At 39.4% G+C, this 26,178-nt stretch carries 22 protein-coding genes; 10 read left to right on the plus strand and 12 right to left on the minus strand.

Annotated elements, in window-relative coordinates; translation table 11 throughout:
• From R2Q85_RS09265 to R2Q85_RS09275, 3 genes are all read left to right on the plus strand, one after another.
• On the plus strand, positions 1–2,431 hold a 2,431-nt coding region (locus R2Q85_RS09265; RefSeq protein ID WP_316811491.1), incomplete at its 5' end, for a gliding motility-associated C-terminal domain-containing protein.
• A gap of 11 nt (positions 2,432–2,442) precedes the next feature.
• On the plus strand, positions 2,443–3,438 hold the full coding sequence (locus R2Q85_RS09270) for a type IX secretion system membrane protein PorP/SprF (RefSeq protein WP_316811492.1): 996 nt from the start codon (positions 2,443–2,445) through the stop codon (positions 3,436–3,438).
• 90 nt (positions 3,439–3,528) lie between these two features.
• Positions 3,529–4,356, plus strand: a complete 828-nt coding sequence (locus R2Q85_RS09275; protein WP_316811493.1) for a TonB family protein — start codon at positions 3,529–3,531, stop codon at positions 4,354–4,356.
• Between the two features lie 76 nt (positions 4,357–4,432).
• On the opposite strand, the gene R2Q85_RS09280 is transcribed toward R2Q85_RS09275, so the two are convergent.
• The 10 genes from R2Q85_RS09280 to trpS form a co-directional block, all read right to left on the minus strand.
• Positions 4,433–5,704: a nucleoside recognition domain-containing protein gene (locus tag R2Q85_RS09280; protein WP_316811494.1), complete on the minus strand. Its 1,272-nt coding sequence runs from the start codon at positions 5,702–5,704 to the stop codon at positions 4,433–4,435.
• A 110-nt stretch (positions 5,705–5,814) separates the two neighbouring features.
• Entirely contained in the window at positions 5,815–8,610 is a 2,796-nt protein-coding gene (locus R2Q85_RS09285; RefSeq protein ID WP_316811495.1) for an alpha/beta hydrolase family protein, read from the minus strand.
• Positions 8,611–8,782: 172 nt separating this feature from the next.
• Complete coding sequence (yidC, locus tag R2Q85_RS09290; protein ID WP_316811496.1) at positions 8,783–10,591, minus strand: membrane protein insertase YidC; 1,809 nt, start codon at positions 10,589–10,591, stop codon at positions 8,783–8,785.
• Positions 10,592–10,611: 20 nt separating this feature from the next.
• On the minus strand, positions 10,612–12,228 hold the full coding sequence (locus tag R2Q85_RS09295; RefSeq protein ID WP_316811497.1) for a CTP synthase: 1,617 nt from the start codon (positions 12,226–12,228) through the stop codon (positions 10,612–10,614).
• A 155-nt stretch (positions 12,229–12,383) separates the two neighbouring features.
• On the minus strand, positions 12,384–13,148 hold the full coding sequence (locus R2Q85_RS09300) for a GLPGLI family protein (protein WP_316811498.1): 765 nt from the start codon (positions 13,146–13,148) through the stop codon (positions 12,384–12,386).
• Positions 13,149–15,929 carry an outer membrane beta-barrel protein gene (locus R2Q85_RS09305; RefSeq protein ID WP_316811499.1) on the minus strand — a complete coding sequence of 927 codons (2,781 nt, stop codon included), beginning with the start codon at positions 15,927–15,929 and terminating at the stop codon, positions 13,149–13,151.
• A gap of 518 nt (positions 15,930–16,447) precedes the next feature.
• Entirely contained in the window at positions 16,448–16,981 is a 534-nt protein-coding gene (locus tag R2Q85_RS09310) for a hypothetical protein (protein WP_316811500.1), read from the minus strand.
• Between the two features lie 34 nt (positions 16,982–17,015).
• The gene (gene kdsB / locus R2Q85_RS09315; RefSeq protein WP_316811501.1) at positions 17,016–17,744 is read right to left on the minus strand and encodes a 3-deoxy-manno-octulosonate cytidylyltransferase; all 729 of its coding nucleotides are present in this window, start codon (positions 17,742–17,744) and stop codon (positions 17,016–17,018) included.
• Positions 17,745–17,748: 4 nt separating this feature from the next.
• The gene (locus tag R2Q85_RS09320) at positions 17,749–18,363 is read right to left on the minus strand and encodes a deoxynucleoside kinase (protein ID WP_316811502.1); all 615 of its coding nucleotides are present in this window, start codon (positions 18,361–18,363) and stop codon (positions 17,749–17,751) included.
• A gap of 46 nt (positions 18,364–18,409) precedes the next feature.
• The gene (trpS, locus tag R2Q85_RS09325) at positions 18,410–19,408 is read right to left on the minus strand and encodes a tryptophan--tRNA ligase (RefSeq protein WP_316811503.1); all 999 of its coding nucleotides are present in this window, start codon (positions 19,406–19,408) and stop codon (positions 18,410–18,412) included.
• 211 nt (positions 19,409–19,619) lie between these two features.
• Between trpS and R2Q85_RS09330 the strand changes: the two genes are divergently transcribed.
• From R2Q85_RS09330 to R2Q85_RS09355, 6 genes are all read left to right on the plus strand, one after another.
• On the plus strand, positions 19,620–20,354 hold the full coding sequence (locus tag R2Q85_RS09330; protein WP_316811504.1) for a lysophospholipid acyltransferase family protein: 735 nt from the start codon (positions 19,620–19,622) through the stop codon (positions 20,352–20,354).
• Positions 20,351–20,641, plus strand: coding sequence for an Asp-tRNA(Asn)/Glu-tRNA(Gln) amidotransferase subunit GatC (gene gatC / locus R2Q85_RS09335; RefSeq protein WP_316811505.1), 291 nt, complete (start codon positions 20,351–20,353; stop codon positions 20,639–20,641). Before R2Q85_RS09330 ends, gatC begins: the two co-directional genes overlap by 4 nt.
• 48 nt (positions 20,642–20,689) lie before the next feature.
• On the plus strand, positions 20,690–21,472 hold the full coding sequence (locus R2Q85_RS09340) for an ABC transporter ATP-binding protein (protein ID WP_316811506.1): 783 nt from the start codon (positions 20,690–20,692) through the stop codon (positions 21,470–21,472).
• A gap of 3 nt (positions 21,473–21,475) precedes the next feature.
• A complete protein-coding gene (locus R2Q85_RS09345) occupies positions 21,476–22,024 on the plus strand; it encodes a cob(I)yrinic acid a,c-diamide adenosyltransferase (RefSeq protein ID WP_316811507.1) in 549 nt (182 codons plus the stop codon).
• Between the two features lie 206 nt (positions 22,025–22,230).
• Entirely contained in the window at positions 22,231–22,452 is a 222-nt protein-coding gene (locus tag R2Q85_RS09350) for a DUF2795 domain-containing protein (protein WP_008240955.1), read from the plus strand.
• Positions 22,453–22,610: 158 nt separating this feature from the next.
• Positions 22,611–22,772, plus strand: a complete 162-nt coding sequence (locus tag R2Q85_RS09355) for a lmo0937 family membrane protein (RefSeq protein ID WP_015808390.1) — start codon at positions 22,611–22,613, stop codon at positions 22,770–22,772.
• Between the two features lie 48 nt (positions 22,773–22,820).
• Here R2Q85_RS09355 and R2Q85_RS09360 read toward each other — a convergent pair whose 3' ends face one another.
• Together R2Q85_RS09360 and queA are read right to left on the minus strand one after the other, a co-directional pair.
• Complete coding sequence (locus tag R2Q85_RS09360; protein WP_316811508.1) at positions 22,821–23,501, minus strand: 2-C-methyl-D-erythritol 4-phosphate cytidylyltransferase; 681 nt, start codon at positions 23,499–23,501, stop codon at positions 22,821–22,823.
• Between the two features lie 93 nt (positions 23,502–23,594).
• The gene (gene queA / locus R2Q85_RS09365) at positions 23,595–24,644 is read right to left on the minus strand and encodes a tRNA preQ1(34) S-adenosylmethionine ribosyltransferase-isomerase QueA (protein WP_316811509.1); all 1,050 of its coding nucleotides are present in this window, start codon (positions 24,642–24,644) and stop codon (positions 23,595–23,597) included.
• A gap of 167 nt (positions 24,645–24,811) precedes the next feature.
• Here queA and R2Q85_RS09370 point away from each other — a divergent pair, with 167 nt between their 5' ends.
• Positions 24,812–26,053 (plus strand): ABC transporter permease, encoded by a 1,242-nt coding sequence (locus R2Q85_RS09370; RefSeq protein WP_316811510.1) that lies wholly within the window; start codon positions 24,812–24,814, stop codon positions 26,051–26,053.
• Positions 26,054–26,178 lie beyond the last annotated feature (125 nt).

The raw sequence follows: 26,178 nt of genomic DNA on the forward strand, positions 1-26,178 counted from the left end.
CGCTACAGGCAACCAGTGGTACAAGGATGGGGTAGCGATTACAATAAACGGTACTGCCAAAACTTATACCGCTACAGCAACTGGTAATTACACCGTGGTAGTTACCGATGGCAATACCTGCCCAAGCCCAGCTTCAGCAGCGGTTCCGGTTACAGTCAACCCATTGCCAGACCAGCCAACAGTTACAGCTGCTGCTACAGGAACAACCTTCTGTATTGGTGGTTCAGTAGTGCTGACTTCTTCATCAAATACCGGCAACCAGTGGTACAAGGATGGGATAGCTATTACAGTTAATGGTACTGGCCAAACTTATACGGCTACTGAAACCGGCAATTATACCGTTGTGGTAACCAATAGCAATACCTGCTCAAGCCCTGCTTCTGCAGCGGTTCCGGTTACAGTAAACCCATTGCCAACAACGCCTACAGTAACAGCGGAAAGTAACACGATATTCTGTATTGGTAGTTCTGTAAAACTAATCTCCAGTACATTAACCGGCAACCAGTGGTACAAAGACGGTAATCCAATACCTGGGGCAACCAATAAAACCTATACTGCAACAGCAACCGGATCATATTTTACAATTGTAACCAATGCAAACGGATGTAGCAGCCTTCCATCAGCTGCTATTCCGGTAACGGCAAGCCTGTATCCAGAAATACCGGCTATTTCGCCGGCAGGCGCCACTACATTTTGTGAAGGTGGAATCGTCACCCTAACCTCTTCATCCGAAAACGGAAACCAATGGTACAAAAACGGAACACTCCTTCCGGGTGCAACGGGGAAAACCCTGGATGTAAACCAGATTGGTGACTATACCGTAAAAGTTACGAATGAAACCGGTTGTGCCAGTACCATATCAGCTTTAACAAAGGTTACTGTAAATCGTGTACCAAAAGGCTTTGACGACAACATCAATTCATTAAGCTGTTCGCAATCTTCATTTAGCTATAACCTGCAGGCAAAAAATGTAAACAATACCCTAAAAGGAGGTAATGCAGTTGCAGCAAACTTTACCTGGACTGTCAATTCAACTATGTCAGGTGCAGTTAATGGTTCCGGAAAAATCCTGAATGCAACACTGATTAATACCTCAACCACGGAGCAAACTGTAGTGTACATGGTAACTCCAACAGCCGAAACTGGAGGCTGTGCGGGCCCGGCATTTAAAATCAGTGTTCGGATACCAGCCTGTGTGGATATTTCCATCAGCAAAACAGCAGATAAAAATGTGGTCTCAGCAGTTGGTGATCACATTAATTACACCATTACTGTTAGCAATACAGGGAACGCAAATCACTACAACGTATTGGTTAACGATCCATTACTGGGAGGGTCACTTACTCAACCAACCGGCGACAACGGGAATGGCATACTGGAAAAAGATGAAAGCTGGACTTACAGAGGAACTTATACAGTTACGCAAAATGATCTTGATCTGAATGGAATCCCCGCAGCCAATACCGGGAAAATTATCAATACTGCAACAGTAAGTTCGCAGGCATACCCACAATCAAAATCAGCTGTTGCCGAGGTGGGCATCAATATCAATCCGTCAATAGCATTGCTGAAAACAGGGGCCATGAACCGAGGGTTTAAAACCATGACTTATACCTTCAGCATCATTAATAATGGAAATGTGACCTTATATAATCTTGCAGTAAAAGATCCTAAAATCCCAGTGTTAATTGCCTTAAAACAAACTACGCTTGCACCAGGAGCTTCAACAACTGGTACAGCGGAATATACCATCACCAATGAAGAAAAGATTGCGGGTAGTGTTAGCAATACAGCAACGGCAGCAGGATTTACAAAAACAGGAAACCGGGTTACAGATGTCTCGGGCACTGCCGAAAATAATGACGATCCTACGGTAATCGATATCACAAGATATCCAATCGCCATAGATGATTATGCCAGTACCATGGCAGAAGCAGAGGTAGCCGTGCCGGTAATAAACAATGATCGCCCTGCGCTCTTCCCTTTAAACGCGGCAACATTAGAAGTGAAAAGCCAGCCTTCAAACGGAAAATTATTGCTTAATAAAGATGGAAAAGTAGTGTATAAACCAAATAAAGGATTTTTCGGTATAGAGAAGTTTACGTATAAGGTAGATGATGCAAATGGCTTATCGTCAAATATTGCGATAGTTACCATTAATGTTGCGCCTCCGGATCTGGATATCCCAAATACGTTTACCCCTAATGGGGATGGTAAGAATGATACCTTCCTGATAACAGGTCTGGAAAATTACGAGGGTGTAAGTCTTTTTGTTTACAACAGATGGGGAGATGAGGTTTATAAAAATAACAATTACAAAAATGAATGGGATGGCAATGGCTTAAACGATGGTACTTATTTCTATGTGTTGAAACTAAGAACCGGAGCTAAGGAAGAATCGAGACGGAGCTGGATATTGATAAAAAGATAAAAATATAAATAATGAAAACTGTAAAGTGTTTAGTCGTTCTCTCGTATCTCTTCTGCATGCTTGCGGGGCGGTGCATTGCGCAGCAGAACATCCAGTTCTCTCAATATGTATTTAATAGTTTAAGTGTAAATCCTGCCTATGCGGGGTATAAGGAAGAATGGTTTGCCCAGCTTGCCTTACGATCTCAATGGGTTGGGGTAGAAGGTGCTCCACAAACGGGTACAATTTCTATTGATGGAATTGTAGATCCCCGGGACAGGAAAATGGGGCTTGGTTTCCAGATTACTTCTGATAAGATAGGACCTCAATTTACTACTTCGGCAACTGCAAATTATGCCTATAGGTTACAGCTTAACCAGGATGATACACAGCGGTTAAGTTTTGGAATAGGGATTGGCGTTGCACAATATAGCCTGAAAGGGGATATGATCCGGACTTCTGAGCAAGGCGATCAGGCATTGGCAGATGGCAGTGATAACCGGATTGTACCAGATGTGCGCCTGGGTATATATTATAATTCTGATTTTTGGTATCTGGGTGTTTCCCTGATGGATGCTTTTTCAGGCGCTGACGTGAACAGTACTGTCCCTTCAGGTTCCTTTAACATTGTGCGTAGCCGGCATGCTTACCTCATTGGCGGGGCCCTGGCTAACATCTCTCCTGATGTAAGGCTACGACCAAGCCTGATGATCAAAGAAGATTTTAGAGGGCCTACAAGTGCTGATCTGAATGTTATGGCCATATTTAATGATAAACTCTGGTTAGGAGGCTCTTACAGAACAGGTTTTGGCTTATGGAAAAAACAATACGAACAACTTAACCTTAGCAAGCAAAATTCAATCTCGGGTATTGTGCAGGTGTTTGTTACGGAACGATTCCGCATGGGCTATTCTTATGATCATGTAACCAGCAAGCTTGGCAGTAATCAGAATGGCTCTCATGAATTAACTTTGGGCTTAACCTTTGGCCGCGTACCCAGATCATTCATTTGCCCAAGGGTATTTTAATAGCATTATTTTTTATCGCTTATGGAATGACCAGGAATTTAGCATCCATACTTTAAATGTTATGGTATTAACCTTCTAAATTCTAAAGCAATGTTAGGTTCAAAAATCGATTTATTTGGCAATGAATGGCTGGATGTAGTATTTGATCAAAAAAACAAAACCTATGGCGCCTATGCGCTCAGGAGACAAAATTCATCAGATACAGTTAGGGCACTTTTTATCGCGGGATCACTGTTTATCCTGCTCTTTTTATCACCTAAGATCATTAGTTTAATTAAGGGAAACGATACAGTTGATGTGGTACCTGATAAAATAATAGATCTTACACTTCAGTCGCCTCCCCCAATAAATCCTGAAATGCCACCACCGGCAGCAATTGAACCACCTCCTGCAAAGCAGGATCAGGTTAAATTTCTTCCGCCTAAAGTTGTTGAGGATAACCTGGTAAAAGATATAGATCCTGTTCAGATCAGTGAATTAAAAGACGCGACCCCAGGGCAGAAAAATGTTATTGGTGAACTGGACGGTGTGATTGTTATAGAAGGGCCAACTGGAAAAGGACCAAAAGACGCTATTGCAACAGAAGATAATACTGTATATGATGTATTTTATGCACTTGAAGTACAACCTACTTTTCCTGGCGGAATGGACAAATTCTATGCCTATCTGTCAAAAGCTATAAGGTATCCTGCTGCTGCCCAGGAGATCAATCTGCAGGGTAAGGTATTCCTCTCTTTTATTATCGAGAAAAGTGGAGTGCTTACTGATATTAAGATAGAAAGAAAATTGGGCTATGGTACAGATGAGGAAGCCCTAAGAGTTTTAAAAGCAAGCCCTAAATGGATGCCAGGCATTCAAAATGGAAAAGCAGTGCGTGTAAAATATAATATCCCTATTAGTTTTTCAATGGCCCAATAAAGTATACAGTACTGTAAATAATCGATCAAATAAAAAGAGCTGCATAAAGCAGCTCTTTTTATTTGGAAGTATGCTGTTAACCAAAAAACATATAACATAGTCCGATAGCGGTACAAACACCAACCAGGTCCGCAAGTAACATTGCACCAATTGCATAGCGGGTATTTTTAATATTTACGGCACCGAAATAAACAGCAACCACATAAAAAGTAGTATCAGAAGAACCTTGAAGAATGCTTGATAATCTGCCGGCAAAGGAATCGGCACCATGTGTAGTTATCGTGTCAACCATCATACCTCTTGCACCACCGCCACTTAATGGCCTGATCAATGCCGTAGGTATCCCGTCTATAAATCTTGAATCGGCTCCAAGTATCGTGCAAACATGTTTCAGCGCGTTGATAATAATGTCAAAAGTTCCGCTGGTACGAAGTAACGAAATGGCAATAAGCATTCCTACCAGGTAGGGGATAATTCTTATGGCTGTTTCAAATCCACCTTTGGCACCATCTATAAAGGCATCAAATACGTCTATGTTTTTATAAATACCACCCAGTACGATGAGTAAAAAAATCAGCAGCAGCAAGCCATTGCTTAATATGCCCGAAAAAGACTGCAGCTCCTTTGTATTTAAGGTAATCAGGTATAAAACCAGGGAGGCAATTACTGCAGATATACCCAGTACCCAGGCCAATATCGCCGGCTGAAAAACGTTGATCTTCTGTTTAAAAGAAACGATCAGCATAGCTGCCATAGTGGCCACAAAAGTAGCAATCATGCAAGGGATAAAAATTTCTGTGGGGTTGCTTGAATTTAAAGAAGCCCTGATGGCGATGATGCTTACGGGAATAAGTGTAAGGCCAGAGGCATGCAAACATAAAAACATGATTTGCGCATTAGAGGCGACATCTTTGCTGGGATTCAGTTCCTGTAAGCTCTCCATGGCCTTTAAGCCAAATGGCGTAGCCGCATTATCCAGCCCCAGTAAATTTGCTGAAAAATTCATCACCATGTGGCCTGTAGCAGGATGTCCTTTTGGTACGTCTGGAAATAATTTAGAGAAAAAAGGACTGATAATTCTTGATAGCAACCTGATGCCACCTGCTTTTTCCGCAATACTCATAAAGCCCATAAACAGCGCCATTATGCCTATCAGTTTCAAACATATATTTACGGCTGTCCAGCAGGTTTCGATAACACCATCTAATTTCAAAGGATTTGCAGCATCATCTGCCTTACCGATGATCATCCAGTTAAAGATTTCACTTTGTCCAAAAAAGAAACACTTTATACTTGCTACTACAATTGCGATTACGATAAAAGCCGACCAGATTCTGCTTAATGCCATTAAAAATGATTTAGTTCAGGTCTTAAATTTAAAGTTTTGATTCTAATATCCCGTTTTTAAAAGATAATATTATTTCAACTTTTAAAAAGAGTTTAAATGTGGTTTTTGTATTAAGGTTTTTCATCTGTCAGTTCAAATCCCCATGTTTTGCCTTTTTCTGTCGCAGGTATGCCATTTACCATCCATACCGGTGCTTTTGCACCCTTTAAATAGTAGTCGAAAAATTGCTGTTCACGAATTTGTATGTCTTTTCTATTTTGGCGTTGCATTAAATTATGGGCTTCGCTATTGTAATTTAACAGCCAGGCTGGCTTGCCCAATCTTTTTAAGCCGGTAAACATTTCAATGCCCTGATACCATGGCACGGCGCCGTCAGCATCATTTGACATAATCACAACTGGCGTGGTTACGTTGGGTAACTTAAATAAGGGCGAATTTTCTATATACAATTCTGGTTTTTCCCATAAAGTAGCGCCAATCCGGCTCTGAGTTTTTTCATACTGAAATTGTCTGTTCATCCCACTGTCCCAGCGCATCCCGCCATAAGCCGAAGTCATGTTCACTACAGGGGCACCAGCCCATGCCGCTGCGTACATATTTGTTCTTGTGATCAGGTGAGCCACCTGGTAACCGCCCCAACTTTGCCCTTGTATGCCTATTTTAGTGGTATCTACCCAGCTGTTTTTCTTTAATGCTTCAACCCCTGAGTTGATAAATTCTTCTGCAGAGCGACCTGGGTAACCGTTTTCGTAACTGATGTCTGGAGTAAATACCAGGTATCCGTTACTTACAAAGTAAGTAATGTTTAATCTGGATGGGGTGGGGGCCGGTGCCTGATAAGTATACAACCCATCCGACAGTTTCTCGTAGAAATAAGCGATCATCGGATATTTTTTTGCCGGGTCAAAGTTTTCCGGCTTATAAAGTATGCCTTCTGCGGGATAGCCTTTAGGTGTAGTCCATTTTACGAGCTCTGCGGTACCCCAGTTGTAGTTTTGCTGCTGAGGGTTGGTGCTGCTCAGTTTTACCTGGGTTTTCATATCTGAGGATACGAATACATTTGGAGAGGTGGTGTAATTTCCTTTGTCAAAAATTAAATGCTCCGCATCCCGCGCCTTAATCAGACTGGAATATTTCATTTTCTCCATCACTACCAGTTCCGGGTTTTTAGTATTGTCAATGTCTTTTTTATAAAAACCGCTTTCTTTGGTAAGGTTGTTAAAGGCATTAAGCCAGATGTTTCCCCTTTTGCTTAAAAACCTGCTTTCGGGATCTAATTTTTCATAACGGAAGGTGATCTTGTTTTGGCGCCCAAATCCGTTGGTGATATTTTTAGGCTCATTTTTTCCATCGGGAGAAAATTCCCATATATCGTATCTATCATAAATCAGAATGGCTTTATCGTCTTCTGTCCAGGCGGCAGCCCCATAGGCTGAAGGATCATCAGGAACATCGTTTTCTTCATCTGCAAATTTAATGTTTAAGCCATTGTTTAAATGGGTAACCTTTGTGGTAAGTATATTGTAGGTATACCAGTTGGCCGTCTTTTTGTCAAAATAGAGCACATATTTTCCGGCAGGTGAGGCAATGGCAAAACCGGAAAGGCCTTCAATGATTTTTTTTCTTGTACCGGTTTTGGTGTCTATTAAATAATAATCTCTGATAGAACTGGCCGTCCATTGTGACTGGATCCTTTTGCCATAATCTGTGTAAGCAAGTGCAAAGTTGGCGTTACCTTCAGCTACAGGAATCGCGTCAGGAAGTTTTGTATCTGCTAATGGAACAATCTTTGGGTCACTGTTAAATATTTCCATAACAGATAAGTAAGATCTTTTTAGCTCGGTTTCCATATTTTTGAGCTGCATAGGTTGCAGATAGTCATCTTTATAGCCCCAAATATCGAGTTTGGCATTTTCAAAGTCTACCAGCGTAGTATCCTTTGGTTTTTTGACAGGGGCAATACCAAAATATAGCTTATTGCCATCCTTACTGAAATTCAGTTTACCATCGCCACTAACTGCCCATTTAGCTGGCATTCCGGTAATGGCATTATCTACCAGGATCTGTGCGGTATCCAGGCTTGGAGAATTATAATAAATATTGAAATCTTTGATTTCTTTTTTCTCCGGGTTTTTTTCACCTAAAAAAACAAGGTATTCACCGTCATCATTAAAAAGGAAATTTTTAAAATTGCCTTTGCCCTTTACCAATGTATTTACAGTGCCTTTTTCTGTATGGAAAAGGAATACGCCTTCTGCCGCTGTTTTATCTTTTTTTGATCCGGTACAGGCAAAAACCAGTTGTTTGCCGTTTTTATTAAAGCTGTAATCACTTACATAATTAAAGGTACGTTCCACGCCTGTGAGTAAGTTTTTTACTACCAGATCGGTACCTTCCTGTTTGGCCTTGGTATCCGGTTCATCTGTTTTTGCTTTTTTGGAGGTGTCTACAGGTTTTTCCAGCAGATAGGCTATCCATGAAGTACCTTTTTCAGGGATTTTATAGGATTTTACGCTGGCTATTTTTTTTATAGCCTGATTGCCAAGATCGATAATACAAAGAGAATCTTTGGTCATCTCATTTGGTTTTTTCTTTTTTATCCGGCTTTCACGGATGTCTTTAAATTGCGGCTTGATCACCAAAGCGGCATATTTTGAATCTGTACTAAATAACAGGTTCGTGCCCCTGGCTATGTTAACTTTGGTATTTGTTAAAAGATTGTTTAGATATAAGGTTCCGTCACCTTCTTGTTTTACGATGGAGTAAGCAGCCCATATGCCATTATTTGACAGCTGTTTTGTGCCCACTGATTCCCAGCTGTCGTATACCGTATGGTTTAAGGGTTTCTTTTGGGCATAAGTTAAACTTGAAAAAAGAAGGAGGGTAATGCTTAAAAATCTATACATAAAATTGGAGTAGCTGGCTTCGTGCCATGTCAGTGATAAAAGTCTAAAAAAAATGTTACAAATAGTTATTGTATGTCAATTTTTACAATTGCAGGGCCGGTTTGATAGAAGATGGTAAACAAAGAAGCCATATCATTTTACATGATATGGCTTCTTTTATCAAAAAATAATTTTACTTATTCTTTTTTTGTTGTGCGGCTGCTTGTTGTTGCTGGCGCATATAGTCTTCTAATTTGGCACTGAATCCAGATTTCTTTTTCTTTTCTACCGGTTTTGCTTTATTTTCCTGCAATGTTCTGTGGATCTTTTCATCATCAACCATTGTTTTGATCAGGAATTGCTGAGCAAAAGTCAACATGTTAGCCAGGAAGTAGTAGTAGTTTAATCCTGAAGGGTAGCTGTTCAGTACGCCCAGGAAGATAATTGGCATGATATAACCAATATACTTCATTTGTCCCGTTGCCCCTGATATCTGGTTATTGAAATAAGTATAGATCAGCGTAGAGATGGTCATTAGCACACACATCAAACTCAGGTGATCACCAATAAAAGGGATGGTAAAGCCAAATTTGATGAAATCATCGTAGGTAGAGAGATCTTTCATCCACAAGAATGATTCACCTCTTAGCTCAAATAAATTAGGGAAGAAGAAGAAGAAGGCCATTACAAAAGGCAGTTGTAAGAGCATTGGTAAACAGCCTCCAAGTGGGTTTACGCCCACCTGTTTATAAAGTTTTAAATATTCCTGTTGTAAAAGGGTAGGGTTATCATCACCAACTTTAGCTTTAATCACATCCATTTCCGGCTTCAATATCCTCATTTTAGCCATGGAAAGGTATGATTTATAGGTAAGCGGAGACATGGCCACTTTTAACGCGATGGTTAGCAGTAAAATAATTACGCCGTAGCTCCAGTCAAAGCTTTCCAGAAATTTAAACACTGGCAATACAATAAACCGGTTGATATACTTAAGCGGCCAGTAGCCCATATCTACCTGTTTTTCCAGTTCGTAACCCTGTGCTTTCAACGTATCGAATTTGTTGGTCCCGAAATAGAAAACCATGGCATAGCTTTGTGCGGCAAGCTGGTTAAAAGGCAGGACCATATTGGCACCATACCATTTAATTTTTCCTGGCTCGGTACTTACTTTAACTTCAAGATCTCCTTTTTCAAATCCATCTTTAGGTACCAAAGCTGCTGAGAAAAACTGTTGTTTAAAAGAGATCCATTCAATTTTTCCTTCTTTTAGTTCTTCTTTCTCATCTTTGGCTATGCTCAGGTGATCAGGATTCTTGTCTGCATACTTATAGTAAGGAGCAGAATGTTCCTGTTCTTTTTTGCCTGATTTTTCCTGTTCAAGCAAGGTGGCTTCCCAGTTTAAAGCAATGGTATTATTTTGAATAACCTGGTTTAAGCCGTTTAAATTTATGTTAAAACTAACCTGACTGCTGCCTGGCTTTAAATTATAACTATATTCAATGTACTTATCGGCCGAATAATTGGCCCGCATGGTAACCAGACCATTGCCAGGTACCACGGTAAAATAAAGATCGTTTGTACTTACAATTTTACCGCGGATGTTTAAGTTTAAACCAAATTTATTCTGATCTCCATCAAATAAAATTACAGGTTTTCCATTATAGGTTTGATGCCCTTTAACTTCAACTGACAAAATTTTACCGCCTTTATTGGTCAGCGTCAGTTTTAAATTTTCATTTTCAAGTACACTTGTTTGTGCCGTTCCGGTAATGTTTGCTCCAAACGGACCATTTAAAGCTGCTGAATCAACAACAGGTGTAGCTGCAACAGCAGCAGCTACAATAGGTGCGGGAGTATTGACAACTCCGGCCTTTTTAGCCGAGTCAGCAGTAATTCTTTCCTGTTCTTTTTTTATTTCAGCCTCACTTGGCTTAAAAAAATAAAAAGAACCGGCTAAAACGATCATGATCAGGAATAATCCTGTAAACGTATTTCTATCCATTATTGTTAATTAAACGCGTATTATTTTGTTTTCTTCTTCGCAAACTCCATCGCAGCGGCGACAAATTTAACAAAAAGTGGGTGAGGATTAGCAACTGTTGATTTTAATTCGGGGTGAAACTGTCCTCCAACAAAGAAAGGATGATTTTTAAGCTCTACAATTTCGACCAGTTTACTTTCCGGATTTACTCCGGAAGCGATCATGCCAGCCTCTTCATACTGCTCCAGATAGGCACTGTTAAACTCATAACGATGTCTGTGGCGTTCTGTAATGTGTGTTTTTCCATAAGCAGAATAGGCTTTTGTACCTTTTTTAAGGTCACATGGATAGGAACCCAGACGCATCGTTCCACCTTTAGCTGTAATGCTTTTCTGATCTTCCATCATGTTGATGACAGGATGTACAGTTGCTTCATCAATTTCTGTAGTGTTTGCCCCGGTCAAACCGAGTACATTCCTGCCGAATTCAATTACAGCACACTGCATGCCCAAACAGATTCCAAAAAATGGAACATTGTTTTCCCTTACATATTGAATGGTATCTATTTTTCCTTCAATTCCTCTGCTGCCGAAGCCAGGTGCAACCAGCACACCATCCAAATGGGCAAGACGTTCTTTGGCAGTGTCCGGATAGATTGCTTCAGAGTGAATGTACTCTACTTTTACTTTGCATTCGTTTTTAGATCCTGCATGTATAAAAGACTCAATGATAGATTTATAAGCATCAGGTAATTCCACATATTTACCAACCAAACCAATTTTTACTTCAGAAGTCGGGTTTTTTAAGCGGCCAAGGAATTCCTTCCAGCGCTCCATATCCGGTTCATTTTTTTGCGCCAGTTTAAGTTTGCTCAATACAGTTTTGTCCAGCTGCTCCTTCATCATTAAAAGTGGAACGTCGTAAATGGTAGAAGCATCAAGAGATTCGATTACTGCATTTACATTTACATTACAGAACAAGGCTATTTTTTTACGGATATCCAAAGAAATAGATCGTTCCGAACGGCAAACCAGAATATCTGGCTGGATACCGTATTCCAGTAATGCTTTAACAGAGTGTTGTGTCGGTTTGGTTTTTAACTCTCCAGCAGCTGCAAGGTAAGGAATCAGGGTTAAGTGGATAACGATGGCATTGTGTGCTCCTTCTTCCCATTTAAACTGGCGTACAGCCTCTATGAATGGCAGAGATTCAATATCACCAACTGTTCCACCCAGTTCGGTAATTACAATGTCGTATTGGCCGGTTTCGCCCAGTATACGCATGTTTCTTTTAATCTCATCGGTGATGTGCGGAACCACCTGAACGGTTTTGCCCAGATATTCCCCTTGTCTTTCTTTATTGATTACATTTTGATAAATGCGTCCGGTGGTAATGTTGTTTGCCTGTGAAGTGGCAACGTTTAAAAAGCGCTCATAGTGGCCAAGGTCAAGATCTGTTTCTGCACCATCTTCGGTAACGTAGCATTCCCCATGCTCGTAAGGGTTTAATGTTCCCGGATCAATATTGATGTAAGGATCGAACTTTTGGATGGTAACACTATAGCCGCGTGCTTGTAATAACTTGGCTAATGAAGCGGAGATGATGCCCTTGCCTAATGAGGAAGTAACACCGCCCGTAACAAAAATATACTTAGTCATGTTTGTGATTTTCTGAAATAAAGCAGTAATTAAATTGCTGTCTTATTGTTTTTGTACGGGATACAAAGTTAGCAAATAAAACTGAAGCGGGGAGGCAATTTTTATAAATATTCCCTATTGATAAAAAAAGGTTTAAAATCTTATCATAGAAAATGTTAGAGTGTAAAACCATAAAGCCTTTTCCTGGTTTCCTCTGTTTTTTCTTTTTTATCGACATCGTAGCGGGTAAATAATTCGACCAGTTTTTTTAAATCTTTGGCTGTTTCTATCTTTTTCCCTTTTGATGGCGGCACAATTTCTGACTGGTGATTGGTAAAGCTTTCTACTTTTGTAGCAAACCAGGTGGTGTTGTAACGGGGTATAGCCAGCCCCAAAATCACGCCCGGTAATCCGGTAAATCCTTCAGGCCCCCCTCGCAGTAAAATTTCATCTGTATAAAAGGCAACTACATATACACTATCGTAAATTACTCCAATTGCTTTTCTGCATTCGTAACCGGCAATATTTCTGAGCTCGTGCATGATTTTCCAATCCAAATGGGGGATAGTATCCGATAGCAAGTAATCGTCGTCCATAATGTTGCGCTTTAATATGCGTTGGTTTTTGCTGTAATCCGTATAAATTTCGTTGGTTTGTCTGCCCAATGAAAAGGGGAAAAAGCTGGTGTTGTTATCCCGATCTTCTTTTTTTTCTGGTTTAAACAAAGAACTGTTCTGGTCAAAAATAAATTGCCATTCACTGGTCGCGTATTTCTGCATTTTTGCCTTGGCTTCTTCGGGAACTGTTGAGTTGCCCAGACTCCTGATCACATTGATTTTTTTTTCAAACGTAATTTTGCCATAAGTAATAAATACTTCCTGCGCTTTAAGGTCTGGAAATGGAATCCATAACAGTAGTAAAACAAGGGCTTTTAGGTTCATCTATCGTTTTTCAGTGGTTTTTTTGATAAAATTACCACTTATATTCCAGTTTAACCCAATCAACACATAACGCGGAATATAGCTGAAGGTATCTTCACTCGTGAGGTTACCTCCAGCAAATCTATTGTATCCGATTCTCTGGTTCAGGATATCGGTAACGGATAATTTAATTTCAAGCGCCTCACTTTTAAGTAACTTGGTTGATAAATAGCTGTTCCATATGGCGGTATTTATATCTTGTCCAAATGAGGCGTTTGCAGGACGAAAGGCCAGAGAAAAGGAAGTATTAAATTCGAATTTAAGCGGCAATTGCAGTGTTCCTGAAAATTCATGGTTATGGGTAACATTTCTGCCATCGTCAATTTCTCCGATAGATGATTTTCCCGTCATCAAAGAGGCTGATGGTATATAGCTGAATTCTATTTTCTGTGTATAGTAATTTAACGATCCCCTTAAGTTGTATTGTGTGTTTGCTGCTTTGTTCTGGGTAGCGTTTATAATGGCAATCGTATTTGACCTGTTTATACCCAGATCGATGCCAAAGCGCAGGTGTGATTTAATGAAGCCTTTGGAATAGCTGAGGTTTCCACTAATGGAGTTGTTACCACTGGCGTTAACAAAGCTGGATATCCTTTTGTTGAATTCATCAACGAGTTCTGTACTTACGATCGCGTTATTGGTAAAACCATAGTTAAAGTAAGCAGATATATATTGATCTGATTTAAACTGAAAGCTGTTGTAGGATATTCCAAAACTATTGGTAAATGAGGGTCTTAATGCAGAATTTCCAATAATCTGGTACAAGGGATTGTTGATCTGTCTTACCGGTTGTAGCTGATCTATACTTGGTTGCTGCATGTAGCCATTATAATTTACAGCCAGAGTGGTGCCGGCATTAACTTTATAAAATATATTGGTTCTGGGCGAGAGGTTAAGGTAGTTCCTTTGAAAATCTGTTTGCTGATCCAGATCCTTCAATTCAAAATTGGTCTGTGTAGCTTCCAGTCCGCTTGATATGGAGAAATTGTCATAACTGTACTGCAGGATCATTTTTCCAACATTGGAAAAGTTTATAAATTTAAAATTGTTACTCAATGAGTCAATTTTTCTGGCATCAGTTCCTATATTATCGAAAACCAGGCGGTTGCTACCTGAGGAAATAGTCTTAAAGCTATAACCAGCTTCAAGTGTCCATCTTTTAGAGATGCGATCGGTATAGTTCACTCTGGTGCCTAGTGAGTTTTGATTTCCGCTATTCCTTTTTCTAAGGTCAATATCTTCAATTCTGTCCAGTATGCCATTGCTGTCAAAGTAATTGGTAAGGTTAGAGCTGTTTTCTGTACTTTTAATAGTCTGGCTTTCGGGTTGCAGATCTATAGAAAGCGTCCGGCCCTTCTTTTTAAATCTTTTTGACCAATTGATATTTCCGTTAAAGGTTTCGCTGTTTCCTTGTCCGGTATTTTCCTGGCTATTCTTGCTGATAAAAAAGCCATTGCTGGTGCGTGTCTCATTGCTGCTTACAGAACTACTTTCGTTCCTGCTCTTACTGAGTCCAAATGATACTTTTAAGGTGGATTGCAGATCGATGTTGTAGTTGTATGTACCTTTTAAAGACTCGCCGGTGATACTGGTGTTGTTATCTGTTTTTCCCGCACTTAAAAAAATGGTTTCATTGGGTAGTAATTCCTGTGCATTTGCTGTTGTATGGTTAATATTATTGTTGTCAAAGCTTTTAAAATTAACTTTAATGCCCATTTTATTCTCGTTAAATTTATCGGAATAATATGCGCCAAGACTCAGGTTGTTTGGTAAGCCACCCGATGCAGAAATATAATCGTCGTCATCATCGCTGCCAGAAGCGTACATAATTGAACTGCCATCATCACCGACTTCAATCACATCATATTCCTCTCCTTTTAGCTTCCGCATGGAGTTATTGATCTTAGATTCATTATTTAAGCTGGAATAATTGCCATAGATGGCAGCCTTTAGTTTGTTTTTAAAAAGCCCCATCATACCGCCGTAATCTCCAAGGTTATGCATGTTTGAATTCAGATCGACGGTAGAAAGATAGCCATTTCTGGCATTTTCTTTTAACTTAATATTAATGGTTTTGTTTTTTATACCATCGTCTATTCCGGTAAGATCAGAACTTTTACTTTTTTTATCGTAAACCTGTATTTCATCCACTGCATTTGCCTTCAGGTATTTAGTAGCAAGCAGGGGGTCATCTCCAAAAAATTCATCTCCATCAACCAATACAGTTTTTACCAATTTTCCCTGGGCTTTGATGGTTCCGTTTTTATCTACATCTATGCCTGGTAACCTTTTTAAAAGCTCCTGCACATTGGCATTCGTTCTGACAGCAAAGCTGTCAGCCTGAAAAACCAATGTATCGCCCTTCATCCGTACAGCACTTTTTGCCTGGATAATAACTTCGTTTAAAACCTTAGATTTCAATTCCATATTGATGGAACCTAAATCTATATTTGAACTGTCAGATAAGCGCAGATTACGAATGTAATCGGCCATTTTAGGATAGGATATTAGTATTTTATAATCTCCCTTCAGCAGATTTCTGAGCTCGAATTTTCCATTTCTGTCTGCTCTGCTTGTTTTTACCAATATGGAATCTGATGATCGGATTAGTAAAATTGTACTGTGTTCCAGCTTTCTTTTTTCCAGGGTATCTGCAACAAAGCCCCGTATATTTGCTTTTTGTGCCGAAACGGTAAGAATAGAAATTGTTAAAAGAATAAAAATGAAAATCTTCTTCAGCATAAATTACCGGGTAACCACCGTGTCGAGTTCTTAAAGCTAAGAACTATTTTCCTGTCCGCATTAATTTTTCCAAATTATCTTTGTTTTTTGTATTCGACAATCCAGATGTACAAACACAATTTTATGGATTCAAACGATGGGGTCAGAAAAGGTGTATTTTATCAGTAAAAGCCGCATTTAACAGGTGTATTATACCTAGCAAACAGGTATGGTACACCTATAAAACACCTATATGTTATTCAGCTGAACAGGATAGTAGATTTAGGAGCGGTTTGTAAAAAAAAGCCCGAAAAATATCGGGCTCTTTTGTAAAAGTATATTTGGTTAGAATATGCTGGTTTAAAAAAAATCAAACTTCTTATTTGCTGTTTGATTATATAAACATAATATAAAATTTATAACAATCATAATATTATTTTTATTTTTTTTTGATGAGGTTCAGATAGTATCGCTGTCTTGGCTTTACACATGCTTCAACCCTGCAGAAAAGCGGTTTTTAGCAATAAAATTAAAATAGGCTATTTACAGCAATTGTAATAGGGCTTAACTTTTTTTTCCGTTTCTGACCAGGCTATATATACACTGGTCTCTTTTCCAGAACGGTACTTGAAACCATTTAAAGCCGATTGTTTCAATTCGTTATAAAAATTTATATCCGGCGTGTTTTTATCCGGCTGCTCATTTTCTGTTACTGCTGGTTCCAAAAAATTCTCCTCTTCTAAAAAGAGCTGATATTCATCCTTTATAAAGGCCAGCTGCGTGCGTTCTTTTTTTAAGTCTACACTGGATTTATAATTGGCAATCAGATCCGTTGCTTTAAAATCTTTACTATAAATGAGTTGTCCATGGTATGAGGTGATGGTGAACCTGATGGCAATGTCTTTTAAGGTAGCTCCTATAAGTGCAACCTTAAATGTATCTGCTTTTAAGGAATCGCTAAAGGGTTTCAGTACCATCTTGTCGGCTGTTTTACCCAGTTTTTGTTGATCTGGAGAACTGCATGCCATTAGCAATCCGAAGGCAAATAGAATCAGGATTAGATAATTTTTCATACTTACAGCCTAATATAATAAATAATGAGATTGTTTACCTGGCAATTTTATCCAGATCTTCCGGGGTATCTATTGCAATGGTTTCAATTGCAGTGATCCTGGTTTGAATGGTGTAGCCATTTTCTACCCATCTCAATTGTTCCAGGCTTTCCGCCATTTCCAGTGAAGAAGGTTGAAGTTTAGTGATCTCGAGCAGGGCAGCGGTAGTATAGCCATAAATTCCAATGTGTTTATAGAACTGATGTACATTTAACCACTTGTCTTTGTCTGCGTTCCTGATATATGGAATAGTATGTCTGCTAAAATAAATGGCTTCCTGTTTGCTGTTAATCACAACTTTCGGGATGTTATTGTTAAACAATTCCTCTTCCGTATGGATTTTTTTAATCAGCGTAGCCAATTGTACATTTTCTTCTTCAAAGCAGGATACCAGCAGGTCGATTTGTTTTGGATTAATGAATGGCTCATCACCTTGTATATTAATTACGATATTAAAATCAGGAAAACGCCGGGTAACTTCGGCGCATCTGTCAGTGCCGCTTTGGTGTGCACTTCCAGTCATTACAAACTCGCCTCCAAAGCCGCTTACTGCCTGGGCAATCCGTTCATCATCGGTTGCTACAACTACTTTGGTTAAACTGTTGGCTTTTGAAGCTTGTTCATAAACCCTTTGGATCATGCTTTTGCCTTGGATTTCAATTAAAGGCTTGCCAGGAAAACGTGTAGACGCATAACGAGCAGGTATAATGCCAAGTACTTTCATGTTACTAAAACAAACCGTTAATTTCTGCTTCTATGGATTGGATAATGCTGCCCAGATCCTCAGGATTGTTGCTAAAATCTAATTTGTCCTTATCCAGGATCAGTAATTTGCCCAGGCTATAGTTCTTGATCCAGATTTCGTACTTTTCATTTAGTTTAGATAGATAATCAATGCGGATGCTGGTTTCATATTCCCGTCCTCTGCGCTGGATATTATTTACCAGTGTGGGCACAGAGGCGCGCAGGTACACCAACAGGTCGGGTGGTTTAATAAAAGAGGTGATGTTTTCAAATATGGCTTTGTAGTTTTGGTGATCTCTTGTGGTCATTAAGCCCATTTCGTGCAGGTTATCAGCAAAGATGTGTGCATCTTCATAAATTGTCCTGTCCTGAATAACGTTCCTGTTAAAGTTTTGTATATCTACAATTTGCTGAAAACGACTGTTTAGAAAATAGATCTGCAGGTTAAAGCTCCATCGCTTCATGTCGCTGTAAAAGTCTTCCAGATATGGATTATTGTCTACAGCTTCATATAAGGCTTCCCAACCATAATTTTTTGCAAGTAAACCGGTCAGGGTGGTTTTTCCTGCGCCAATATTTCCAACTATCGCTATGTGCATACTTTATTCTTGTAGATCAGAAAGGTAGTAATTTTTATCTTTATTATTAAAATGATTTGAAACCAATCAATTCCCTAACATCTCTAATGGTTTTTTGGGCACTTTCCCTGGCTTTTAAAGCACCATGTTTGGCCACCTGACGTAAGTAAGAAGTGTCTTTAGATAAATCCTCAATGCGTTCGCGAATCGGGGTATTGAATACAATCATATCTTCGGCAAGTTGTTTTTTGAAATCACCATATCTGATTGCCATCCTGTTGTACAAATTGTCAAAATGAGCAAGGGTATCAGCCGGAGAAACAATTTTCATCAGGTCAAATAAATTCTGGATGGCTTCTGGCTTGGCCTGGTTTTCTTCAGTTGGCCCGCTATCTGTTACTGCACGTGATACTTTTTTGCGGATAATCTCAGGGCTGTCTGCCAAATAGATACAATTGCCATCCCCACTCGATTTGCTCATTTTTCCATTTCCATCTAAACCAGGTATTTTAACCAGGTTTTGTGCATAGTTAAAGGCAAAAGCTTCCGGGAAATAGGTTGAGTTGTATAACCTGTTGAAACGGTTCCCGAAAGTTCGTGTAAACTCAAGGTGTTGTTCCTGATCCTTTCCAACAGGCACTTTTGTAGCCTTATGAATCAAAATGTCGGCTGCCATCAGGGTAGGATAAGTTAACAAGCCTGCATTTACGTTGTCGGGATGGGCCCTTACCTTATCTTTAAATGAAGTACTTCTCTCCAGTTCACCCATATAGGCGTTCATATTCAGGTACAGATAGAGTTCGGCAACTTCAGGAACATCGGACTGAATATAGATCGTTGTTTCTTCAGGGTTTATTCCGCAGGCAAGGTATTCTACCAGTACGTGCCTTACATAGCCGTGCAGGTCCTGAGGTGTAGGATGTGTAGTTAAAGAATGAAGGTCAGCAATAAAAAAATAGCAGTTATAATCGTACTGCATTTTTACAAAATTGGTTACCGCGCCAAAATAATTTCCCAGGTGTAATTGTCCTGTAGGACGAATCCCGCTAACTACCGTTTCTTTCATTCGTATTTTTCTGTTTTATTTCCAGAATCCTATTATAAATTCAATATCAATACTCAATATAAAAGATTCAAGAGGCCGAAATTAATAAAAAACCCTAATTTGGCCTGCTTATAATTTCTTTTTTTATATATAATTTCATTCTTTATCGTTTAATTGCATTTACATGTGCATTTTAGTATTTGCATCACCTAATTTTTATTTTTGAATGCCCATGGTCAGTATCCTCAAGCAAGTACATAGAGTTTATTCGGTTTTTATCATTCTGCTGTTTGCCTTGCTTTTTTATCCTTTCTACTACCTGTCAGCAAAAAATACTAAAACTTATGGTTTGCTGAACCGGCTGCGCAAACTGAACAGCAGCATGTGTGCTTTTTTTATAGGCGTCATATTCCGTTTTAGTTTTGAAGAACCTTTATCCGACGATCAGACTTACATTTATTGTGCAAACCATACTTCAAATCTTGATATTATGATCTTATGCTGCCTGGCAAGGGGTCGCTTTCATTTCATGGGAAAAGATGAATTGCTTAAAAATCCGGTACTTAAAATATTTTTTCAGACCATTGATATTCCTGTGAATCGTGAAAGCAAGATATCAGCGTTCCGAGCCTTTAAGCGGGCGGGTGAAAATCTGGAAAAGGGCATGAGCCTGATCATTTTTCCGGAAGGCAGAATAGATGATGAACACTACCCGCCAAAATTAATGTCATTTAAGAACGGACCTTTCAGATTGGCCATTGAAAAGAAAACCGCGATAGTTCCGGTGAGTTTGACCAACATCTGGAAAAGGATGTGGGACGATGGGGTAAAATATGGTTCCACACCAGGTGTATGTGATATTTATATCCATAAACCGGTTTTAACTACAAATTTGACAATAAATGATTCAGATGAACTAAAAGACCGTATTTTTGACCTGATAAATAGTAAACTTGCTGATAAATGATTATAGATAAGCAAACCATACATAAAGTTGCAGATTTAGCCAGAATTGCAGTGAATGAAGAGGAGATCGCAGCATTGATCCCAGACATGAACAAAATCCTTACGTTTATGGAAAAGCTAAATGAACTGGATACCACTGGTGTTGAACCGCTGGTATATATGAATGCAGAAGAAAATGTTTGGCGTGAGGACCAGGTAAAACAGGAGATCAGTGTGACAGATGGACTGAAAAATGCTGCTGTTCATAATGAAAATTTCTTCCTGGTACCAAAGATCATAGAAAAATAGCTGATTTGTAACATTGGTCAGGCAGGCGTTGTCTAAAAACAAAAAACAATGGAGAAAGCCTTGAAAGTAAAGCTTGATAAAGCGTTAATAAACATAAAAGATATAGGCCGTAAATACGTGATAGGTTCCGAAGTGATTCATGCGCTGAAATCGGTTACGCTGGATATTCATAAAGGTGAATTTGTTGCGTTAATGGGCCCCTCTGGTTCGGGAAAATCTACACTCATGAATATATTGGGCTGTTTGGATACACCAAGTAAAGGTCATTATATATTAAATGGTACCAATGTGAGCCAGATGTCTGATAATGAGCTTGCAGAAGTTCGTAATAAAGAAATTGGCTTTGTTTTTCAGACTTTCAACCTGTTGCCCCGGTCAACCTCGCTGGACAATGTAGCGCTGCCATTGATTTATGCAGGAGCTAATAAAAAAGAACGTGAGACCCGCGCGCATAAAGCATTGGAAAACGTAGGACTAGGTAACCGGGTAACACATAAGCCCAATGAATTGTCTGGCGGACAACGCCAGCGTGTGGCTGTTGCACGGGCATTGATTAATAATCCTTCCATTATCCTGGCCGATGAACCTACAGGAAACCTGGATACCAAAACTTCTATTGAAATTATGGGGCTTCTCGAGGAGATCCACAGCAAGGGGAATACCATCATACTCGTAACCCATGAAGAGGACATTGCTCAGCATGCACATCGCATTGTCAGGATGCGTGACGGACTGATTGAAAAGGATTACCTGAATACAGATATCAAAACAGTATCGCCCCGCCTGTCCGGGCTAAAAGAAAAAGGCGATGATTTCGAAACCATAAATTAATTTATGAAGATCTACACCAAAACTGGCGATAAAGGACTTACCTCCTTAATAGGGGGTACCCGTGTACCTAAATATCACCTCAGGATTGAATGTTATGGGACAGTAGATGAATTGAATTCCTATATCGGGCTGATCATGTGCCAGGATATCGAGCCTCGCCACCAAAAGATATTAAAAGAAATACAAGATCGTCTTTTTACCGTTGGGGCATCACTGGCTGCAGATCCTGAAAAATCGAGAATGAAAATTCCTGATCTTCATGAGAATGACATCAGTTTGCTGGAAAAAGAAATGGATGATATGAACGAAGTGTTGCCTGAATTGAAACATTTTGTCCTTCCTGGCGGAAATACGGTGGTTTCCTATTGTCATATTGCCCGTTGTATATGCCGCCGGGCCGAGCGTTTAACTGTTCATCTGGCATCAGATAGCTTTGTTGACGAAAAAATGACTATTTATTTGAATCGTTTAAGTGATTATTTGTTTGTTTTGGCACGAAAACTGAATTCAGATGCTAAAACGGAAGAAAATATCTGGATTCCAAGATTGTAATCAGGGGGGATATAGCCATTTCAAATGGTGGCTTTTGTAAAGGATTTATGACTTTTAAACAGGCAAATCACCTTGATTGACGGTTAAAACAGATATAACTGAAAAACAAAGTTATAGTATTGAAATAGTTGAAAAAAATTTTGTTTTGCTCATGTTTTTTAATATACTTTTGCGAAATAAATTTGAATAACCTAATAGTAAGAAATATGTATTGGACATTAGAACTCGCATCGCACCTGGAAGACGCTCCATGGCCTGCAACAAAAGATGAATTGATTGATTATGGTATACGATCAGGCGCACCTGTAGAGGTGATAGAAAATTTACAAGCTTTGGAAGATGATGGAGAACCATACGAAACCATAGAGGAAATTTGGCCTGATTATCCAACGAAGGATGATTTTTTCTTTAACGAAGATGAATACTAAGATTTAATGGAGAACCCATAATAAATTTTAAATGGCCCCGGAACCCGGGGCCATTCTTTTTTAGAAACTTTTCGGACAAGTAATTGTTAATGTAATGTCATGGCTGGTTAAAAAAGCGGTGTCATTACATTTAAACATATACCTAAAAATTAAACGTTATGGGAAATCTACTTTATCTTGTTGCTGTAGTATTGGTAATACTATGGATTATTGGCTTCTTCTTTAATGGTTTCGGACCAAATGTAGGTGGGTTAATTCATATTCTGTTAGTAATCGCAATCATCGCTATTTTACTCAAAGTAATCAACAGAGCTGCATAACAGCAGGTCCTTTGCCATGGGCTTGAATTACTGTCCTGGCAAAGGACATTACATAGCAGGTGTTCTTTTTTTTATAAAGACTGCTGCAATTTCCAGGTCTTCAGGATAGGTGATCTTGATGTTTTCCCTTTCTCCTTCAATCAGGTTTATTTTTGATCCTGCATATTCAACAACCGAAGCGTCGTCTGTAAATTCATTTCTGAAGGGCGCCTGGTAAGCTTTTTTGAGCAAACTGACATGAAATGTCTGAGGGGTTTGTATCAGAGCAAGCTCCGCTCTGTTAAGTGCTTCATTACCTTGTACCGTAATTTTTCTAACTGAATCGGTGGGTTTAATACCAGTTATACAGTTGCCTGTTTCTTCAGCTACCTGGTAAGATCTTGTAATGAGCGCTGCTGAAACCAACGGCCTGACTGCATCGTGAACTGCTACGATTCCTTTTCCCTTTATGACCTTTAACCCGTTTTTTACGGAATGGAATCTTTGTTCACCGCCACTTATGATTTTGTGAGGAATGTCAAAACTGTACTTCAGGCAAAGTGTTTCCCAATAACTGTGCTGGTGTATATTCAACACCAGCAATATTTCGGGTTTATAGGTACTTTGATCAAAAGCTGCAATGGTATGCATTAGTATCGGTTTGCCATCCAGCAATAAAAACTGCTTGGCAATAATGCTTTGCATTCTGTTTCCCGAACCTCCGGCTACTATAATCGCATAATATTTCATGTTATACTGCTTTTAAACAAAAATAGGAGATTTAAACCGATATGGTTTCAAACCTCCTATTGCTATTTTAATATTTTTTTAACTAATTCATCGTTAGATGATCAGCATGGCATCGCCATAGCTATAGAAACGATATTTTTCTTTTAAAGCTACCTCGTACGCATGTCTTACGTAATCATAGCCACCAAATGCGCTCACCATCATCAACAAAGTAGATTCCGGCGTATGGAAATTTGTGATCATTGAATTTGCAATGCTGAAATCATAAGGAGGGAAGATGAACTTACTGGTCCAGTCGTTTGCTGGTTTAAGCATTCTGCCCGAAGATACGGCAGATTCTATCGCACGCATAGAAGTGGTACCAACAGCACAAATCCTTTTTTTACGCTCTATGGCTTTGTTAACGATATCTGCATCTTTTTGCTCAATGATAAATTGCTCCGAATCCATTTTGTGTTTGGTCAGATCCTCAACTTCTACAGATCTGAAGGTACCTAAGCCAACGTGAAGGGTTACTTCCGCAAAATTGATACCTTTTAGTTCCAGGCGTTTCATCAGTTCCCGGCTAAAGTGTAAACCTGCTGTAGGAGCAGCTACAGCACCTTCATGCTTGGCAAAGATCGTCTGATAGCGTTCCTTATCCTGGGCGGTAGCTTTGCGCTTGATGTATTTTGGCAATGGTGTCTCACCTAAAATCTCAATATTTTTTCTAAATTCCTCATCAGTGCCATCAAATAAGAAACGGATGGTACGGCCACGTGAAGTGGTATTGTCAACTACCTCTGCAACCAACAGGTCGTCATCACCGAAATATAATTTATTTCCAACGCGGATTTTTCGGGCAGGGTCAACTAAAACATCCCATAAACGAAGTTCTTTATTCAGTTCCCGTAACAAGAATACTTCGATTGTTGCTCCGGTCTTTTCTTTATTTCCGTATAAGCGGGCAGGAAAAACTTTAGTGTTGTTCAGGATCATAACATCCTGATCATCGAAATACTCTAAAACATCTTTAAATATTTTATGTTCAATTTTGCCACTATCCTTATGTAAAACCATTAAACGGGCTTCGTCTCTTTGTTCAGAAGGATTGTTGGCAACCAGGGATTCCGGTAAATTAAACTTAAATTGAGATAACTTCATATGTTTTGATGTGATATTTAAGGGCGCAAATTTACAAAATATAATCTTTATTAGTATATATTTCTTTTGACTGCTTTTATATTTTGCATTTGTTTACCGGGGTTTCAGATTTTTATAATTATAAATCAATTGCTGTAACCTTTTTTGGTAGCTTTGGTCTAAACGTTATGATTATTTTCAGACTAATAGGCGAAAGTTTTCGGTTCGCGGCTGATGCACTGCGCCAAAACAAACTGCGGACAATGCTTTCCTTACTGGGAATCACCATTGGTATTTTTGCAATTATATTTGTGTTTTCGGCTGCGGATACCTTTAGAAGCAAGCTTCAGGAAAGTATTGATAAACTAGGCTCCAAAACAATCTTTGTTCAGAAATGGCCATGGGGTGGTTTTGGAGATTATCCCTGGTGGAAGTATGTCAACCGTCCGGAACCCTCTTTAAGGGATTATACTGCCTTAAAGGAAAGGCTTGAGCATGCTGAAGGCGTTTCCTACGAGATCTATGCCGATAGCAGGACGGTCAAATACCGCAGTAATTCTGTAGAAGGTGCGGGCTTAAAAGCGGCATCACAGGATTTCAATAAAACCTGGACGATAGATTTTCAGGAAGGACGGTATTTTACAGAGAATGAAGGGAAATCCGGCTCCCCGGTAATTATCCTTGGCGCTGATATTGCCGATGGCTTATTTAACGGGGAACCTGCCATAGGAAAAAAAATAGTAGTTATGGGGCGCCGTTTAACGGTTGTTGGCGTTTTTAAAAAGGAAGGGGAGGATATGCTGGGTATGTCGCAGGATAAGAATATTCTCATTCCTTTAAACTTTGCAAAAGGTTTATTTGATGTGGAAAGCGGACGTTATGATCCAACGATAACTGTAAGAGGGAAGGAACACATTGCTTTAGAGGAGATAGAAAGCGAAATACAGGGTGCAATGCGTGCGATACATAAGATAAGACCTGGAGCTGATGAAGATTTTGCTTTAAATAAAAGCACCATTGCTTCTGATCAGTTAGATAAAATGTTTACGGTCGTTAATTGGGCGGGATGGATTATTGGCGGTTTTTCTATCCTGGTAGGCGGATTTGGTATAGCCAACATCATGTTTGTATCGGTAAAAGAACGGACCAATATCATTGGTATCCAGAAATCGTTGGGGGCTAAGAATTATTTTATTCTGTTACAGTTTTTGTTTGAAGCCATAGCATTGTGTTTGCTGGGCGGTTTGCTGGGTTTGTTACTGGTTTATATCGCAACATTGATTTTTGGAGCGTTCGGTTTTGAAATGATATTGTTTATGAAAAATATTGTATTGGGGATAGGGGTGTCGTTATTGATCGGTACAATATCAGGGTTTTGGCCGGCGTATTCGGCGTCGAGGTTAGATCCTGTCGAAGCGATCCGCTCCTAATATGAATCCCTCTGGGCTAAAAAAGAATCATGACCACTCGAAAGCTGGAATATTTGCCCTGAAGAAGGGCAAACAATCCTATGCTTTCTCCTGGCACATGCTTCTTTTTTAACATGTCGGATCAG

It is taken from the genome of Pedobacter heparinus (assembly GCF_032678725.1).
Taxonomy (GTDB): domain Bacteria; phylum Bacteroidota; class Bacteroidia; order Sphingobacteriales; family Sphingobacteriaceae; genus Pedobacter; species Pedobacter heparinus_A.